The sequence below is a fragment of the Paraburkholderia terricola genome, assembly GCF_003330825.1.
Lineage (GTDB): Bacteria > Pseudomonadota > Gammaproteobacteria > Burkholderiales > Burkholderiaceae > Paraburkholderia > Paraburkholderia terricola.
The window spans coordinates 507,907-526,484 of the sequence record NZ_CP024941.1; the positions used below are offsets into that span (position 1 = coordinate 507,907).

At 64.7% G+C, this 18,578-nt stretch carries 10 protein-coding genes; 6 read left to right on the plus strand and 4 right to left on the minus strand.

The window, feature by feature from the left end; genetic code table 11:
- Positions 1–45: 45 nt before the first annotated feature.
- Complete coding sequence (locus tag CUJ90_RS02290; RefSeq protein WP_073428249.1) at positions 46–528, minus strand: NUDIX hydrolase; 483 nt, start codon at positions 526–528, stop codon at positions 46–48.
- A 274-nt stretch (positions 529–802) separates the two neighbouring features.
- Here CUJ90_RS02290 and CUJ90_RS02295 point away from each other — a divergent pair, with 274 nt between their 5' ends.
- Genes CUJ90_RS02295 through CUJ90_RS02305 form a run of 3 tightly spaced genes read left to right on the plus strand, consistent with a single transcriptional unit; the run spans position 803 to position 3,754 of the window.
- A complete protein-coding gene (locus CUJ90_RS02295; RefSeq protein ID WP_114161889.1) occupies positions 803–1,945 on the plus strand; it encodes a Re/Si-specific NAD(P)(+) transhydrogenase subunit alpha in 1,143 nt (380 codons plus the stop codon).
- Positions 1,946–1,970: 25 nt separating this feature from the next.
- Entirely contained in the window at positions 1,971–2,300 is a 330-nt protein-coding gene (locus tag CUJ90_RS02300; RefSeq protein ID WP_073428247.1) for an NAD(P) transhydrogenase subunit alpha part 2, read from the plus strand.
- Complete coding sequence (locus CUJ90_RS02305) at positions 2,300–3,754, plus strand: NAD(P)(+) transhydrogenase (Re/Si-specific) subunit beta (protein ID WP_114161890.1); 1,455 nt, start codon at positions 2,300–2,302, stop codon at positions 3,752–3,754. The genes CUJ90_RS02300 and CUJ90_RS02305 overlap by 1 nt, the downstream gene beginning before the upstream one ends.
- Positions 3,755–3,800: 46 nt before the next feature.
- Here CUJ90_RS02305 and CUJ90_RS02310 read toward each other — a convergent pair whose 3' ends face one another.
- Together CUJ90_RS02310 and CUJ90_RS02315 are read right to left on the minus strand one after the other, a co-directional pair.
- Complete coding sequence (locus CUJ90_RS02310; protein WP_073428245.1) at positions 3,801–4,541, minus strand: helix-turn-helix transcriptional regulator; 741 nt, start codon at positions 4,539–4,541, stop codon at positions 3,801–3,803.
- Between the two features lie 153 nt (positions 4,542–4,694).
- Complete coding sequence (locus CUJ90_RS02315) at positions 4,695–5,078, minus strand: VOC family protein (protein WP_083084589.1); 384 nt, start codon at positions 5,076–5,078, stop codon at positions 4,695–4,697.
- A 333-nt stretch (positions 5,079–5,411) separates the two neighbouring features.
- Here CUJ90_RS02315 and CUJ90_RS02320 point away from each other — a divergent pair, with 333 nt between their 5' ends.
- The 3 genes from CUJ90_RS02320 to CUJ90_RS02325 all read left to right on the plus strand — a co-directional run bounded on the left by CUJ90_RS02320 (position 5,412) and on the right by CUJ90_RS02325 (position 16,755).
- Complete coding sequence (locus CUJ90_RS02320; protein ID WP_114161891.1) at positions 5,412–14,159, plus strand: hemagglutinin repeat-containing protein; 8,748 nt, start codon at positions 5,412–5,414, stop codon at positions 14,157–14,159.
- 13 nt (positions 14,160–14,172) lie between these two features.
- On the plus strand, positions 14,173–14,487 hold the full coding sequence (locus tag CUJ90_RS32275) for a hypothetical protein (protein WP_143326654.1): 315 nt from the start codon (positions 14,173–14,175) through the stop codon (positions 14,485–14,487).
- A gap of 504 nt (positions 14,488–14,991) precedes the next feature.
- Positions 14,992–16,755: a ShlB/FhaC/HecB family hemolysin secretion/activation protein gene (locus CUJ90_RS02325; protein WP_114161892.1), complete on the plus strand. Its 1,764-nt coding sequence runs from the start codon at positions 14,992–14,994 to the stop codon at positions 16,753–16,755.
- Between the two features lie 443 nt (positions 16,756–17,198).
- On the opposite strand, the gene CUJ90_RS02330 is transcribed toward CUJ90_RS02325, so the two are convergent.
- On the minus strand, positions 17,199–18,488 hold the full coding sequence (locus tag CUJ90_RS02330; RefSeq protein ID WP_114161893.1) for a THUMP domain-containing class I SAM-dependent RNA methyltransferase: 1,290 nt from the start codon (positions 18,486–18,488) through the stop codon (positions 17,199–17,201).
- Positions 18,489–18,578 lie beyond the last annotated feature (90 nt).

Sequence of the window (18,578 nt, forward strand, 5' to 3'; positions counted from 1 at the left end):
GGGTACTGCGTGACTTCATTGATCGTGGGTTGGCCGCTCATCAGGCTACGGCCGTTTTTGCGCGACCGAATGCGTATGCACGAAGTCGAGCGGGAAACGCCGGCCCGCGAGGTAGTCGTCGAGGCATTGCATGACGAGCGGCGTGCGATGCCGTTCGGCACAGGCGCGCAATTCGTCGGCGCTCATCCACAGCGTGCGGGCGATGTCGGGATCGAGCGCGCACTCCGCGTTCGGTTCGCCGCCCGTGCCGCAATAGGTGAAGCGCAGATACGTCACCCCCTCGCTGCCGGGCCGCTCGAAATGCGTCATGTACATGCCGACCAGCGCTTCGGGTTCGAAGGGATGGGCGGTTTCCTCGAGCGTTTCGCGGATTACCGCTTGCAGAAGCGTTTCACCCGCCTCCAGATGGCCGGCGGGCTGATTCAGGCGCAGGCCGTCGGCGGTATTTTCCTCGACCATGAGAAAGCGCCCGTCGCGCTCGACGATGGCCGCGACGGTCACGTGCGGCAACCAGGTTTCCGGTTTCATGGCTGCGCATTTTACCGTTTATGGGCGGGGGCTGCCGGAATGCGGGCGACCGCTCGCCTTGGCTGGCGGCAGGCGCATGGGCCGGAGAGCCGGCGATTGCGTGCGCAGCGGCTGCGATGTGCAAGCCGCCCGCCCGGCCGGGCGCCCCCGGATTGTCCCCGATTTCTGCGCACCCCCGTGTTTCGGTTAAAGTGAGGCGTTAGCCGTTGCACTCGTAAGCCGGCGTGCCTCGTCGGCGATCTGTCGTAAAACAGGAAGTCGAGGAGGAACAACGATGCACATCGGAGTGCCAGCCGAGACGCGCGCGCACGAAACCCGCGTCGCCGCGACGCCCGAAACGGTCAAGAAGTACGTGGCCCAGGGCCATCGGGTCACCATCCAGAGCGGCGCCGGTTCCGGCGCGAGCTTTCCTGACGATGCCTTCACAGCCGCCGGCGCCGAAATCGTCGACGCGGCCACCGCGTTCGGCGCCGATCTCGTCCTCAAGGTGCAGTCTCCAACCGATGCCGAACTGCCGCTCCTCAAGCGCGGCGCGACGCTGATTGGCATGCTCGATCCGTTCAACGCCGAAAACGCGTTGAAACTCGCGGCAGCCGGCGTCACCGCCTTCGCGCTCGAAGCCGCGCCGCGCACCACGCGCGCGCAGAGCCTCGACGTGTTGTCGTCACAGGCGAACATCGCGGGATATAAGGCGGTGCTGCTGGCGGCCACGCTTTATCCGCGCTTCATGCCGATGTTGATGACCGCCGCGGGCACCGTGAAAGCGGCGCGCGTGCTGATTCTCGGCGCGGGCGTGGCGGGTTTGCAGGCGATCGCGACCGCCAAGCGCCTGGGCGCGGTGATCGAAGCGTCCGACGTGCGTCCGGCGGTGAAGGAGCAGATCGAATCGCTCGGCGCCAAGTTTCTCGACGTGCCCTACGAAACCGACGAGGAGCGCGAAGCCGCGCAGGGCGTCGGTGGTTATGCGCGGCCGATGCCGCCGTCGTGGCTGCAACGGCAATCCGCGCTCGTTCATGAGCGCGCGAAACAGGCCGATGTGGTGATCGCCACCGCGCTGATTCCTGGCCGCGCCGCGCCGACGCTGATCTCGGTGGAAACGGTGCAGGCGATGAAACCCGGCTCGGTGCTGATCGACCTGGCGGCGGGCCGCGGCGCGGAGTACGAAGGCCGGCGCGGCGGCAACTGCCCGCTCACCGAGGCGGACCAGGTCGTGAGCAAACACGGCGTGACGATCGTCGGCTATACGAATCTGGCCTCGATGGTGCCCGCCGACGCGTCGTCTTTATACGCGCGCAACCTGCTCGACTTCCTCAAGCTGATCATCACGACGGAAGGCGCCCTGAACATCGATCTCGCGGACGATATCGTCGCGGCCACGCTGCTGGCCCGCGACGGCGAAGTCACGCGCAAGACATAAAACGAATCCACCAGGAGAAACGGCGATGGAAGTGCTCAACCACACCGTCATCAATCTGATCATCTTCGTGCTGGCGATTTACGTCGGCTACCACGTGGTCTGGAATGTCACGCCCGCGTTGCACACGCCGCTGATGGCCGTGACCAACGCGATCTCGGCGATCGTGATCGTCGGCGCGATGCTCGCAACCGGCCTCACGCTCGGCGCGCCCGGCAAGTTCTTCGGCACGCTCGCCGTCGCGCTCGCGGCGGTCAACGTGTTCGGCGGCTTTCTCGTGACGCGGCGAATGCTGGAGATGTTCCGCAAGAAAGAGCCGAAGAAACTCATCGCGGACAAGACCAAGGGGAACGCGTAATGAGCCTGAACCTCGTCACGCTGCTTTATCTGGTCGCGTCGGTCTGCTTCATTCAGGCGCTCAAGGGGCTGTCCAATCCGAAGACGGCGCGCATCGGCAATACCTTCGGCATGGTCGGGATGGCGATCGCGATCCTCACCACCATCGCGCTGATCGCCAAACAGGCCACCACGCTCGGCTCGAATCTGGGCCTCGGGCTCGGCTTGCTGCTGGTTGCGTTGGTGATCGGCGGCGCGGTCGGCGCGTTCGTCGCGGCGCGCGTCGAGATGACCAAGATGCCGGAACTGGTCGCGGCGATGCACTCGCTGATCGGTCTTGCCGCTGTCTGCATCGCGTATGCGGTGGTGTCGGAGCCCTCGGCGTTCGGCTTGATCGATCCCGAGAACCCGGTGCCGGGCTTTCTGCCGTATGGCAATCGCGTCGAGCTATTCATCGGCACGTTCGTCGGCGCGATTACGTTCTCCGGATCGGTGATCGCGTTCGGCAAGCTGTCGGGCAAGTACAAGTTCCGGCTGTTCCAGGGCGCGCCGGTGGTGTACGGCGGTCAGCATCTGATCAACCTCATGCTCGCGATTGGGATGCTCGGCTTCGGCATCATCTTCTTTCTCACGCAGTCGTGGCTGCCGTTCATCATCATGACGATCATCGCGTTCGTGCTCGGCGTGTTGATCATCATCCCGATCGGCGGCGCGGACATGCCGGTGGTGGTGTCCATGCTCAATTCGTACTCGGGCTGGGCGGCGGCGGGCATCGGCTTCTCGCTGAACAATCCGATGCTGATCATCGCGGGCTCGCTCGTCGGCTCGTCGGGTGCGATCCTGTCGTACATCATGTGCCGCGCGATGAACCGCTCGTTCTTCAATGTGATTCTCGGCGGCTTCGGCAATGAGCCGGGTGCGGCGGCGGCGGGCGGCGCGGCGGAGCAGCGTCCGGTGAAATCGGGTTCGGCCGACGATGCGTCGTTCATGCTCGGCAACGCGGAAACGGTGGTGATCGTGCCGGGTTACGGTCTCGCGGTGGCGCGCGCGCAGCATGCGTTGAAGGAGCTGACCGACAAACTGGTCGAGAAGGGCATCGAGGTGAAGTACGCGATTCACCCGGTGGCCGGACGGATGCCGGGTCACATGAACGTGTTGCTCGCCGAAGCCGAAGTGCCTTACGACATGGTGTTCGAGATGGACGACATCAACGGCGAGTTCGGTCAGGTGGACGTGGTGCTGGTGCTCGGCGCGAACGACGTGGTGAACCCGGCGGCGAAGAACGACCCGAAGTCGCCGATCGCGGGCATGCCGATCATCGAGGCGTACAAGGCGCGCACCGTGATCGTCAACAAGCGTTCGATGGCGGCGGGCTACGCCGGTCTCGACAACGATCTCTTCTACATGGACAAGACGATGATGGTGTTCGGCGACGCGAAGAAGGTGATCGAGGATATGGTGAAGGCGGTCGAATAAGCACGCGTTGGCGATTCGCGGCTTGCCTCGCGGCGGGCCGCGATTTTTATTTCGGCTTCGCGTTCACATGCCGCAACAGGTCCGCGAGCCGCCTGCCTTCCTGATCCGGATAGGGTTCGCGCATCTGAAGATCCCGGATCTTCTCCAGCCCGAAATTGCGGAAGTCGCCGCGCAATTCACACCACGCGCCGAGGGTCCAGCGTGCGCCCCAATAGGCGAGCGCGAGCGGCCAGACGCGGCGCTCGGTCGCCGCGCCGTTCACGTCGGTATAGGCAAAGCTCACCACATGTCTTGCATCGATCGCCCGATGCAGCGCGTCCAGTTGCGCGGAGAAATCGCTCTTGATGTGAAACGACGGCGCGAAGATCGCGAGGCGTTCGAGCGTCGCGCGCTTGTCGGCGGGCATTGCCGAGGCGATCTTCGCGAGCGCCCCGCGTGCGCCGCTCGCAAAGCCGGCGCCGCCCCACGATTCGAGCATCCGCGCGCCGGCGGCGAGCGCGGCCAGTTCGTCGGCGGTGAAGGTGAGCGGCGGCAGACTCGCCGCGCGGCTCAACCGGTAGCCGATGCCGGCTTCGCCTTCGATCGGCACGCCCGACAGTTGCAGATCGCGCACGTCGCGATAGACGGTGCGCAGTGAGATGTTCAGCCAGTCGGCGAGTTGTTGCGCGGTGGTCAGGCGCCGTCCGCGCAGCAGTTCGGCGATCTGGAACAGGCGGTCGGCGCGGCGCGTCATCGTGGGCGTCTTGTAGAAAAGGACGGGAACAGTTCCGCGATGATAGCGCCGCATGCCGCGCTCCGGTTTGCGTTTCGGTCTGCGCTACGCTCAGCCGTTGCGCGGCGCTTGCGCGGGCCCTGGACGTTGCTATGACGTTGCCGTGCAGGCTGTGCACGTTGTACGTGAGCGCTGCGCCGCGCCGCGCCGCGTCGTGTCGTGTCGCCGTTAACCGTTGGTCCGCGAATGCAGGCCGAGGCGGTTGCCTTCCGTATCCGTGAAAAACGCAATGTAGCCGATGTCCTGCGGCAGCTTGATCACCGGTCCGTCGGTCTTGCCGCCGGCCTGCTCGACACGGGCGAGCGCGGCGTCGACGGTCGGCTGCGCGTTCAGATAGACGAGCACGCCGTCGCCGGTGGGCGTCATCGACGGACTGTGGACGATCGCGCCGCCCGTCGCCGGTTCTTCATAGCCGAAGACCGCGATCGGCTGGCCGCCGATTTCCTGGCGATTCAGTTCGACGTCGAGCGCGGCTTCGTAAAAGCGAACGGCGCGATCGAAGTCGATCGACGGAATCTCGAACCATGCAACAACTTTGGATGATGCGGACATGACATTCTCCTGTGACGGGCGGGTAAGCCGGGTAAAGCGCCGGATGGCGTGAGGAGAAGTGTGCGGGGGTGCTGCTGACAGCGTGGTGTCAGTAGGGTGTGCCGCGACGCGGGTTGCGGAGAAAACGTTGGCAGAAGTTAGACGCCGACAACAGCGATAGTCTTTGCCCGCGTCGTGCGTTTTTTTCGCCCGCATGGGCTGGAAGAACCGTCAATCAGACGACGTTGATTCGATGTGAAGTGTTGCGCGCGGGCCGATGTTGACAAACCTTGACAGTGGTATTCGTCGGGTTCCACTACGTTACGGGTCCGTTACTGATTTCGCGCAACAGCAATGAACCGAGGAACGCACAGGCTGGTGTTCAGCCGACTGAGAGGCATGCTGGTCGCCGTCGAGGAAACCGCCACGGCGACCGGCAGGAACGCAGGCCAGACGCGCATCCGCGCACGCCGCACGGCATCAGACCGTGACGCGCTGTTCACACTGCGGCAGATCGCCTTCGCCGCCCTGGCGCTGCTCGGCGCATTGCCTGCGATCTCGGGCGCGCAGATCGTTCCCGGTGGCGCGCATGCGCCCTCCGTCATCCAGACGCAGAACGGCCTCGATCAGGTGAACATCAACCGGCCGTCCGGCGCCGGTGTTTCGGTGAATACCTACGGCCAGTTCGACGTGCAGCAGCGCGGCGCGATCCTGAACAACTCGCCGACCATCGTGCAGACGCAGCAGGCGGGCATGATCAACGGCAACCCGAACTTCGGCCCCGGCCAGTCCGCGCGGATCATCGTCAACCAGGTCAACAGCGGCGCGGCGAGCCAGATCAACGGGCATCTGGAAGTCGCGGGCCAGCGCGCGGAAGTCGTGATCGCGAACGGCTCGGGCATCAGCGTGAACGGCGGCGGCTTCATCAACACGTCGCGCGCGATCCTGACGACAGGCACGCCGAACTTCGCAGCGGACGGCTCGCTGACGGGTTTCAATGTGACGGGCGGCAACATTACCGTGCAGGGCGCGGGGCTGAATGCGTCGAACGTCGATCAGGTCGATCTGATCGCGCGCGCGGTGCAGGCGAACGCGGCGATCCATGCGAAAAACCTGAATGTCGTCACGGGTGCGAATGCGGTCGGGCACGACACGCTCACGACCACCCCAATCGCGGGCGATGGTCCGGCGCCGGGTGTGTCGATCGACGTGAGCAACCTGGGCGGCATGTACGCGAACCGCATCGTTCTCGTCGGTACGGAGAACGGCGTCGGCGTGTCGAACAGGGGCGTGCTCGCGGCGCAGGCGGGTGATCTGATCCTGACCGCGCAGGGCAGGCTCGTGCTGGCGGGGCAGACCAACGCGAGCGGCAGCATCAATGTATCCGCTCGCGATGGCATCGACAACAGCGGCACCACCTACGCGCAGCAGAACGTCACGGCGGACACGTCGGGCGCGCTCACGAACAGCGGCGTGCTCGCCGCGCAGCAGAACACAAATGTCAATGCAGGCAGCGTGGCCTCGACCGGCACACTCGGCGCGGGTGTGAACGGCGACGGCACGATTGCCAATGCGGGCGACCTGTCGGTTTCCGCCCAGGGCGCGCTCAGCGCGACCGGCCGTAACGAAGGCGGCGGCAACACGACGATCCAGGGCGCGTCCGTCAGTCTCGCCGGCAGCAACACGTCGGCGAATGGCACGCTGACGCTGGCGGCATACAGTGGCGACCTGGATCTGTCTGGTGCGACGACGACGGCAGGCGGCGCGCTCGACGCGAGCGCAGCGGGCACGCTCACCAACGACCACGGCAACCTGTCCGGCGGGTCGGTCCAGGTGACGGCGGCGAACGTGTCGAACCGCGGCGGTCAGTTCGTTTCGGGCGGCGCACTCAACGTCACGTCGGCGGGCGGCCTGTCGAACCAGGGCGGAACGATCCAGGCAGCGGGCGCACTGTCCGCCGCTACCGGTTCGCTCGAGAACACCGCGGGTCGCATCGTGTCGCTCGGCAGCGACGGGATGACCCTCACGACGACGGGCGCGCTCGTCAACGGGACGGGCGGCACCATCGGCACAAACGGCGCGTTGAATGCGTCAGCGGGCACGCTCGCGAACCAGGGGAAAATCAGCGCGGCGAGCGATGCCCGGGTTCGCGCGCAGGGCATCGACAATCACGCTGGCACGATCGGCGCCGGCGGCGCGCTCGATGTCACCACGACCGGCGCACTGAACAATGCGGCCGGCACGCTGTCAGGCGCGGCGACCACCGTGTCAGCGGCATCCATCGACAACACGAGCGGCGGCATCGAAGGCGATACGCTGGCTGTCTCGGCATCGGGCGACCTCACCAATCGCAGCGGCAGGCTCACGCAGTACGGCACAAGCGATCAGACCGTCAGCGCGGGTGGCACGCTCGACAACACGGGCGGCACGATCGCCTCGAACGGGAACAGCCTGACGGTGTCGGGCCGGTCGGTCGCGAATGACAGCGGCACGCTCCAGCACGCGGGCACAGGCTCGCTTGACGTGAGCGCGACGGCGGCGGTCTCGAACGTCGCGGGTACGCTCCAGACGAACGGCGCGCTCGCCGTCAGCGGGGAGCGCCTCGATAACACCCACGGCACGCTGTCCGCGCAGAAAGCGGCTCAGGTCGACGTGGCCTCGGACATCGTGAACCGGAGCGGCACACTGTACGGCCACGACGGCCTGACCCTCACCGCTCAAAGCGGCATCGACAACACGGACGGCTCGGCGCAGACAGCGGGCGACCTGTCGGTGACGGCGGGCGGCGCGCTGTCGAACGCACGGGGCACGCTGACCGCCAACGGCGCGCACGGCGTGGCGAACGTGACGGCGGCGAGCCTCGACAACACGGCGGGCAGGCTGACCAACGCAGGCGACGGCGCGACGACTGTTTCCGCCGCAAGCGTGACCAGCACGGGCGGCACGCTGGGCGGCAATGGCGACGTGACGCTCAACGCCCAGACGCTGGCGAACGACGCGGGCGCAAATCTCGTCGCGGGCGGCGCAGCGAACCTGAACGTCATGCAGGCCGTGAACAACGCGGGCGGCACGATCTTCGGCGGCACGGCGCTGAACCTGAACCAGGCGGGCGCGGCTGTGATCAATGACGGTGGCGCGATCCTGGGCGGGTTGGATGTGTCGGTCAATGTCGCTTCGCTGTCGAACGCGGGCGGTGCGATCCGCGCGAATCGCGACATCTCCGCAAGCGGTACGGTAGCGGGCGACGGCGACATGGTCGCGGGCCGCAACCTGTCGCTCGCGGTCCTCGGCGACTACACCAACAGCGCGGCCAACAACCTGCACGCCGATGGCGACATGAGCGTGAGCGCGACCGGCACGCTGACGAACGCCGGCACGCTCGCGGCGGCGGGCGCATTGACGGCGACGGGCGCGAACGTCGTCAATTCGGCGGGCGCGGACATCAATTCGTCGTCCACGACCGTGAACGCAGTGGGCACGCTCACGAACGATGGACGCATCGAAGGCGACACGGTCACCACCTCCAGCGCGACGCTCGCGAACACCGGTACGGTCATCGGCAACAACGTCACCGTGAACGCGAACGACGTGCGGAATACCGGCGCCGCAGCCGTGATCGCGGGCGCGAACAGCGTCCGTCTGTACGCGCAGAACTCCGTCACCAACGCCGACGGCGCGCTGATCTACAGCGCCGGCAATCTGGAGATCGCGAAGGACGGCACGCGCGACGCGTCGGGCATGCTCGCGAACCAGACCGGCTCGCTCACGAACAGCGCCGCGACCATCGAGGCGGATGGCGATATCGACATCGCCGCGCGCACGGTGAGTAACGTGCGTACGGGTGTTGTCACGCAGGCGGGCACGCCGCAGGATGCGGGCTCGACTACGCTGACGCTCTGGACCGGGGGGATGTCCGTCGATGACCTCGGTTTCTACGACAGTTTCGACTATCCGCAGTGGAGGTGGAGCCCAGGGGCGATCGGCGGGGAGAGTATCGGCAAGTTAATGACGCCGATCACCGTCACGGTTCCAAAATCGCAGGTCGCCAATCTGGACGCAACCAAGCAGACGCTCTCGCTCACGCAGCCGCTGACCGACACGTACATCAGCGCCACGACGCCGCTCGTCGAGGTCTGCAACGCCCACGATTTCTGCAGCCAGCAACACGTCAAGGCGACGCGCACGATCACCAGCAACGCGACGCAGTACTACAACAGCATTACGGACAACGGCAGCACTTACACGATTACCTTGTGGCCGGACTACGATCCGAAGACGAACATCCGGCCTGACCAGGTGGTGGTGCGAACCGACCTCGGCTCGGACAGTCACGACTACGTGGAGATGTCACGCACCTCGACGACGACCACGGCGACCGACCAGCTCGTCAGCGCGGGCAACGCGGCAACGCTCCGGGCCCAGGGCGCGATCCGTATCAACGCGGACGGCGGCAGCATCAGCAACCAGTCGTCCACGATGGCCGCGGGCGGCGATCTGGTTCGCCGCGCCACGGGGGGCAGCGTCGACGATACGGGCATCGTGCTTCAGCAGACCGTCACGCAAGACTCGCAATCGACGTTCTACTGGCACCAGAAAACCGGCGGCAGCAACGACACGCAGGTGATTGGCACCGGCATCACCCAGAGCACGACGAGCGTCGATGCGCTGCCCGCGATTGCCACGTCGAACCAGACGGTGCAGACCGATGCGCGGGATATCAGCATCAATTCGGTCAACCGTCAGGGGCAGACGGTTGCCGGCTCGGGCGTCACAGGCGGTAGCGCTGACGGCACGCAGACAGGCACCATCAGCGGTCAGTCGAGCCGGCCACAGACGGTCGGCGGCGCGACGGGCGGCATTCCGAACCTGAAACTGCCAGTCGGTGGCCTGTACACCTACAACACGGCACCGGGAGCCACCTATCTGGTGGTCACCGATCCGCGCTTCACGCAGTACAGCAGATTCATATCGAGCGACTACATGCTCGGACAGCTCGGGCTCGATCCGCAGAAGATCCAGAAGCGCCTGGGCGACGGGCTCTATGAAGAAAGGCTGATGCGCGACCAGGTCACGCAACTGACCGGCCGCACGTTCCTCGCGGGCTATACGGATAATCTCGCGCAATATACGGCGCTGATGAACAACGGCGTCGCGTATGCGAAGGCGTTCGGGCTGGAACCGGGCATTGCGCTGTCGCCATCGCAGATGCAGCAGCTGACCACCGACATGGTGTGGCTCGTGTCGCAGGACGTGACCTTGCCGGACGGTTCGCACCAGACGGTGCTGGTGCCCCAGGTCTATCTCGCGCAGTCCAGCACGGTTGACTTGGCGCACAGCGGCGCGCTTGTCGCGGGTAATGCGGTGAACCTGAACGCGAGCGGCGACGTGAATAACAGCGGCCACGTCAGCAGCAATCTCGCGACGACCATCATCGGCAACAACATCACGAACCGCGGCGTGATCGGCAGCGCGGGCGCGACGGCTGTCGCAGCGGTCCAGGACGTGCGCAACACGGGCGGCCGGATCGGCGGCGGGGACGTCGTCGTGCAGGCGGGGCGCGATGTCGTCAATGAGACGCAGACCTATGGTGTGTCGAAATCGTTCGGCTCGAACACGCTGACGGGCAGCGTCACGGGAACCGGCGTTGACGCGATCGGCACGATCTCGGCGACGAACAGCGCCACGGTGATAGCCGGGCGCGACGTGAACCTGACGGGCGCGACGATCCAGGCGGGCGGCAACGCCGCCATTGCGGCGGGCCGCGACCTGAACGTCGGCACGATCACGCTGACCAGCACGCAGGACGTCCAGACACACGACGGGCTGAACGGCGGACACGACAGGGTCACGCAGAACCTCGGCAGTGCGATTGTCGCGGGCGGGAACCTCGCGACCGTGTCAGGGCGCGATACCACGTTCACGGGTGCGACGGTGCAGGCAGGCGGCGATGTCGCGATGGTCGCCGGTAACAACCTGACGGTGACGGCGGCGAAGGACACGCATGAGCATCAGGAGCGGTCGATGGGCGGCAGCCTGTCGCATCACACGAGTTCGTCATACGACGAGTCGGTGCAGGGTTCGAATGTGAGCGCGGGCGGCAATGTAACGCTCGCGGCCGGCCAGAGCGGCGGCGGCAATCTCGCGATACTCGGCTCCAGTGTGACCACCGATGCGGCGGGCACGGGTAGCGTCAGACTCGTCTCGACGGGCGACGTGACGATCGGCGGCGTCGGCGAAACGCACGATTCGCAACGCTGGTCGCATGATGAACGTTCGGGCTTCCTGTCGAAACAGAAAACGACCGACGCGGCCAGTTCGCACCAGGTGATCGCGCAGGGCTCGACGGTATCGGGCGATACGGTCACGGGCGCGGCCGGTCACGACATGACGGTCAGCGGTTCGACGATCGCGGCCACGCACGACGTGACGCTCGCGGCGGGCAACAACCTGACCATCAACACCACGCAGGACACGAGTGAGAGCAGCCACTTCCATCAGGAGGTGAAAACCGGTCTGGGCAGTTCGGGCGGGGTCGGCATCTCCTACGGCAAGGTCGACCAGAAGGACACGACGCACGACAGTTCGGTGACGCAGAACGGGAGTCTCGTCGGTAGCACGGGTGGCAGCGTGAATCTGTCCGCGGGGGCGGACCTGCATGTGACGGGCAGCGATCTGATCGCGGCGCGCAACGTGACGGGGACGGGCGCGAATGTGATCATCGATGCGGCCACCGGTACTAGTCATCACGACGAGGTGCATGAGGTTAGCAAGAGCGGTTTTACGCTGGCTGTGAAGGGCGGACTCGTGGATGCGGTGCAGGGCGCAGTCGATCAGGCGCATGCGGCGGGCGATAGCAAAGACTCCCGCGCCTCCGCCCTGCACGCGATTGCCGCAGTCGGGAGCGTGGCTTCGGCGGGCGAAATGGCTGCGGGCGGTGCGCCCGACATGAAGATCGAACTGAGTTACGGCAGCAGCCACAGCAAGGATACCTTCACGGAAGACTCGGCATCCCAGCAGGGCTCGACCGTGCGCGCGGGCGGCACAGCCGCGTTTGCCGCGACAGGCAACGGTACGCCGGGAAGTGGCGACGTGACGATTGCCGGTTCGGACGTGAATGCAAACGACGTGGTTCTCGCCGCAAGGAATCACGTCAATCTCGTCAATACGACGAATACGGACACGACGCGCAGCACGAACCAGTCGAGTAGCGCGAGCGTGGGCGTCTCGTATGGCACGCAGGGCTTTGGCGTGTCGGCGTCGATGTCGAAGGCGCACGGCGACGCGAATAGCGACGCTGCGATGCAGAACAATACGCACATCGATGGTGCGAACAGCGTGAGCATCACATCGGGCGGCGATACGAACATCATCGGTTCGAACGTGAGCGGCAAACAGATTTCCGTTGGCGTGGGCGGCAACCTGAATGTCGCAAGCGTGCAGGACACGACCGTCAGCAGCGCGCATCAGGAAAGCTCGGGCGGCGGCTTCAGCATCAGCCAGGGCGGCGGTGGCGCGAGTTTCAGTTCACAGCACGGCGACGCGCACGGCAACTATGCGGGCGTCAACGAGCAGGCGGGCATTCAGGCGGGCTCGGGCGGGTTCGACATCAACGTGAAGGGCAACACGGACCTCAAGGGGGCCGTGATCGCCGGTGACGCCGACGCGTCGAGGAACACGCTGACAACGGGCACGCTTACCTTCTCCGATATACAGAACCGCTCGGACTACAGTGCGTCGAGCAGCGGGTTCAGCGCGGGCGCGTCCATCGGTGCGCCGGCCAGAGGCACAGGCGTATCCTCGGTCGGAAATGCGGGCGGCGTCACGCCGATGCTGAGCCAGCACGACAGCGGCAGTGATAGCGCGCTGACGAAGAGCGGCATCAGCGCGGGCACGATCAATGTCACGGACAGTGCGCACCAGACGCAGGACGCGGCCAGCCTGAATCGCGACACGACGAACACCAACGGCACGGTCGCAAGGACGCCGGACGTGAACGATCTGCTGAACCGGCAGGCCGACATGATGAACGCGTCGAGCGCGGCGGGCGAAGCGGTGGCGACGCAGATCGGGCAATATGCCGACAGCAAGCAGAAAGATGCCTTGGCCGCCAAGCAGCAGGCCCTTGACGCAAATGACACAGAACTCGCCGCGCAGTACGCGCAGGAAGCGGCTAACTGGGGCGAAGGTGGCACGTATCGCGTGGCGCTGCATACGGCAGGCGGCGGTCTGATCGCAGGCCTGGGTGGTGGCAACGCGCTGGCAGGCGCGGCAGGCGCAGGTCTGTCGTCAGCCCTAGCGGGTAACCTGAACCAGGTCAGCAACGCCGTCTATGATGCGAATCCGACCGGCGACGCTGACACGAACCGCATGCTCGGGAACGTCCTGGCGAATGCGCTGGCGGATGGCGCTGGCGCACTGGTCGGCGGCAATTCGGGGGCGTTCACCGGCTCGAATACCGATCTGTACAACCGGAGCACTTCGTGCGACGGCGCTCATTGCGACGACAGCAATGCAATCGGCAAGGGCAGCGATCCGCTCAATGCCATCCGGGTCGATCTGGTGAACCGCTATTGCGGCGCGGGCAATGTCTGCACCGATGCGCAATACAAGCAAGTTCTCCAGGCGCAGGGCGAACTTTCGCAGGCGGTCAACCAGAACGCGATGGGCGTGGTCGCCGTGGGTGGTGCAACAGCGGCTCTTGCTGCGGCCGCAATTGCTGGACCGGAGGCGCTCGCTGCGTACAAGGCCGCGCAGGCGGGATATTCGCTTTACACGGCGGCGCTCACTGGTGGGGCCGTCTCCGCGGTAGCGTATACATTTACTGGAGCTGCTGCTGCGGCTATCGCGAAGTTCCAAGGCGGCGACGCCGGAACTGCATTTGATCAACACTTTTCGCTATTGGGCCTTGGTGCTGCTACTACAGTTGGCGCAATGAATGGGATTTTTGGTGCCTCGATGTTCAAGTGGGCGGAAATTCCAAACAAACTCACGAATGTAATAACGATACCTGGTGCAGTGATTCGCCTCAATGGGATGGTACAGGGGCAGGCGGCAGGTAAGGCGGCTCAAGCAGCGATAAATCAGCACGAGCAGAATAGATGATTTGGAGAACATCATGAAACAGGATGTACTTGCGGGTGCGATGTACGGACTGATTGTGCCCATTGTTATGCCGCTCATTGCATATTGGACTCGTAAAGTGAGCTACTGGACATTCTTCGCTTGTGGTGCGCTTGGAATCCCGGTATCCGCGTTTGTATCGATGGGACTACGAGCGGGATGGGCTCGTTCCGTCGATGAAGTTTTACCTCGGGTTTTAACTCTCGAAGGCATCTTGATTATGGTGGGTTTCGGCTGCGCAACGGTATTTTTGGTCTGGATTGCACGTTTGTCCGGCTTCGTGGCATCCGAACGTGCTGATAAGCCGTGAACTACTCCAGCAAATGATAGAAGGCCAAGCTGACTGCGCAGCAACTTGGCATTTCTACGAGGCCGCATTGCGGCGGAAATATCACGCATCCAGAATTTCGTCGTCCCCCGGTAGGGCCGCATCGTTCCACGTGGCCCTACCGCTTTGCCGAATTGTTCTTCGCTACGATTGCGAAGGCGACGATGGTCATTGCCGTTTTGCTTCTTGTTGCTCTCGAACCTTTCAGTTGGGGCATGGGCACAGGCGGGGGCCTAAGCGACCTTCCAACAACTGGCAGAGGTTGGCGAAATCTATTGCTCGTTATGCTGACGATTCTCGTCGTTGTTGCGCTCGGTATTTATTTCTTTGCGCCCACAGTGAGTCACCCGCATCTCTAGACGATCCAGTTGCACTGCGGGCACGTGAAGGTGTGAACGTGGATCACTTCAACCGGCAATTACACGCTGGTGGGACGAATGTTCGCTTCGCCCGCGTAACGAACAGAATCAAAAGATTGGAACAACAATGAAAATCAGCAAGAGGCTATCGCTTCTGCCGTTGATAGCCTCTGCCTCGCTGGCGGGTCAGGCTGTTCACGCGCAGCACGCGCCGACTCCCGCCGACATCGCCACAGCAGCCCGCGCGAACGCCGAACAGAACCAGCAGGTCCAGCAGCAGCGCGAGGCGCAGGAACGCGAGAAGACCATCAACGCGCCTGCGGTGCGCTCGACCGTACCGAAGGCCGGCGTGTATCCCGAACTGCCGCATGAAGAACCCTGCTTCCGCATCGAGTCGTTCACGCTCGACGTCCCGGCGACCCTGCCCGATAGCGTGCGCAAGCACGGCGCGTCGGCGCTGCCGCTCGACCGCTTCGCCTTCGCGCGCGAATGGCTCGACCACTACCGGGGCCAGTGCGTCGGCAAGGGCGGCATCGACACGCTCGCGAAAGGATTGCAGCAGACGATCCTTTCACGCGGCTACATCACCACACGCGTACTCGTCCCACAACAGGACCTGTCAACCGGAACACTGGCCTTCGCTCTCGTGCCAGGCGTCGTGCGCCAGATCCGCTTCGCCGATCCTGAGACGCGTGGCACATGGAAAACCGCATTCCCCGCGAACAACGGCGACCTGCTGAACCTGCGCGATCTCGAACAGGGACTCGAGCAGATGAAGCGCGTCGCCTCGCAGGACGTGGACATGAAAATCGAACCGACCGACACGCCGGGCGAAAGCGATGTCGTGGTGAGCGTGAAGCGCTCGAAGCCCTGGACGTTCGTCGCATCGGTCGATAACTCCGGCACGGAAGCGACGGGCAAATGGCAGGGCAACGTGAGCCTCGGCATCTACAACCCGCTCGGCCTGAACGACGTGTTCACGGTCGGCGCGAACCAGGACCTGTCGTTGCATAACAAGTCGCTCGGTTCGCACGGTTTCAACGGTTCGTACTCGGTGCCGTGGGGCTACTGGACGGCAACCCTGTCGGGCAGCACGAACACCTACTACCAGCCTCTCGCCGGCGCGAACGAGACATTCGTGTCGAGCGGCAACGCGCAGACAACCGCGCTACGTCTCACGCGTGTACTGAGCCGCAGCCAGAACGACGTGTTCGGCGTCGAGTTCCAGCTTTCGAAGCGCTTCGGCGAAAGCTTCATCAATGACGCGAGCATTCCGACGCAGCGGCGCAACAACACCTTCATCGAAGCGGGCCTGACCGATCGCCATTACTTCGGCGCATCGCAGTTCGACGGCACGCTCGCCTACCGTCAAGGTATCGGCGGACTCGGCGCGACGCCGGACCCGTATCCGGGCGGCCCCACCTACCGCTTCCACATGACCGTGCTCGACGCGAACCTGTCGGTGCCGTTCTCCGTTGCGAAACAGAACTTCCGCTACGTGACGACGCTTCACGGCCAGTTCACGAACGACACGCTGTTCTACCTGGACGACCTGACCATCGGCAGCCGCTACACGGTGCGCGGCTTCGACGGTGAAACGATGCTGGCGGCGGAGAAAGGTTTTTACTGGCGCAACGAACTGCAGATGCCGATCGGGCAGACAGGACAGTCGCTATACGCGGGCATCGACTATGGGCGCGTGTTCGGCCCGAATACGGCATTCCTGGCGGGAACGCAACTGGCGGGCGCGGTCATCGGTATCCGTGGCGGCATACCGGCGAAGTACGCGGGACTCGCGTATGACCTGTTCGCGGCAACGCCGATCTACAAGCCGTCCGGCTTTCCCACCGCGCGCGTGACGGTGGGCTTCCAACTCACCGCGCAGTTCTAACCGGCTCAGGCAGAACTCGCATCGACGAGCCCCGTCGCCCACCACCTCTCATCCAATAGCTCGACCTACGTCGAGTACGACGGCGCAGTCCGCTATGGCGAATTGCTGACGGCGGGGGACATGCGCGACCGATTGCCCGCCGCATACAACCGCATCGCGGCAGATTTCAGCGCACAGGAAGAGCAGAGGATCGGCGCGTCGCAGCGACGGCGCTCCGCGGCGGCGTTAAAGAATGTCCTCGAGCCTCGAAGCCAACCCAAGAGCGAGCGTCGCCGGATTTGCTCATTGGATTCCACGACGGCAACGGCAGGGCGCCCGGCGAGACGGAAAGCAACAGGAAGAGCGGAGAGGAGCCGCGATCGTGAGCGCGGTCCTAACCGGAGTACCTCGAAAAAAACGCGGACCTAGGTCCGCGTTCGCTGGTTCGACGCGCAATCGCTGCGTCATTGCGCCGGCGTATCGCTTTGCGGCCGCTGCCGCACGCTGCCCGCGATCAAATCGAAACGGAACAGCCGGCATTCGAGCGCGCCGTTAAAGAGCGGCGTCTTGGTCGATTCACGCAGACGCAACTGCCCGGGCAGCTTGCGATCCGACGTGAGAATGAACGCATGCCAGCCGGTGAAGCGCTGCTTCAGCGCGTCGCCGAGCGACTGGAAAAACTCGCTGTCAGGTGCTTCTTCCTGGGCGCGACGGAAACCGTCGTCGTCGCGGTTCTCGCGATTACCGCGTTCGCGGATTTCGCCACGCGCATTGCGGCCGCGCACTTCGATCCGTTCGCCATACGGCGGATTCGCAACGAGGATGCCGGGCTCCGCGCTCGGCGGCGTCATGCCGCGCGCGTCGACCTGCTTGAGCGGAATGGTCGGCAAACCGGCGCGCTGGAAGTTCGCGCGCGCCTTGTCGAGCATGTCGCCGGAAATATCGCTGCCGTAGATCTGGATATCGGCGCGCGAATTGCGGGCCGCCTGCTTCGCGTCGAGCGCGGCGGCCTTCAGCGTTTGCCAGGTCCTGGCGTCGAATTGCTTGAGCTTTTCGAAGCCGAAGCGGCGTTCAGCGCCCGGTGCGATATTCAACGCCACTTGGGCGGCTTCCGCGAGGAAGGTGCCGCTGCCGCACATCGGATCGTAGAGCGGCGTGCCGGCGGTCCAACCCGTCAGACGCAGGATGCCCGCCGCCAGATTTTCGCGCAGGGGCGCCGCGCCCTTGTCGAGGCGCCAGCCGCGCTTGAAAAGCGGATCGCCCGAGGTGTCGAGGTAGAGCGTGCAATCGGTGGCCGTGAGGAACGCGAACACGCGCACGTCGGGCATGCCGGTGTCGATGCTCGGTCGCGCGCCGCTGACTTCACGCAGACGGTCGCAGATTGCGTCCTTGACGCGCAGCGTCGTGAATTCGAGGCTACGCAGCGGCGATTTGATCGCGGTGACGTCCACGCGCAGCGTTTCGTTCGCGGAGAACCACTGCTCCCAACGCTGTTCGACGGCAAGCGCGTACACGTCCTGCTCGCTGCGATAGGGCCGATGCGCGATCTTCAGCAGCACGCGGCTCGCGATGCGCGAATGCAAATTGGCGGCCATGCCGGCGGCCCAGCCGCCGCGGAAATGAACGCCGCCCGGCACTTGCGCGCCTGCCGTAAACGGCGCGCCGTTCAGGTGTTGCGCGGCAATTTCGGCGAGTTCGGCCGCGAGCGAGGCTTCAAGGCCGCGTGGGCAGGGGAGGAAGAAATCGAAGGACATTGAGTTGCCGGAAGGCGTTAGATAAGGCGCCATTGTACGCGGTCGGGGTGGGACCGGCGGCGCGCCGGCCGCGCGGTTTCCCGCGGATGC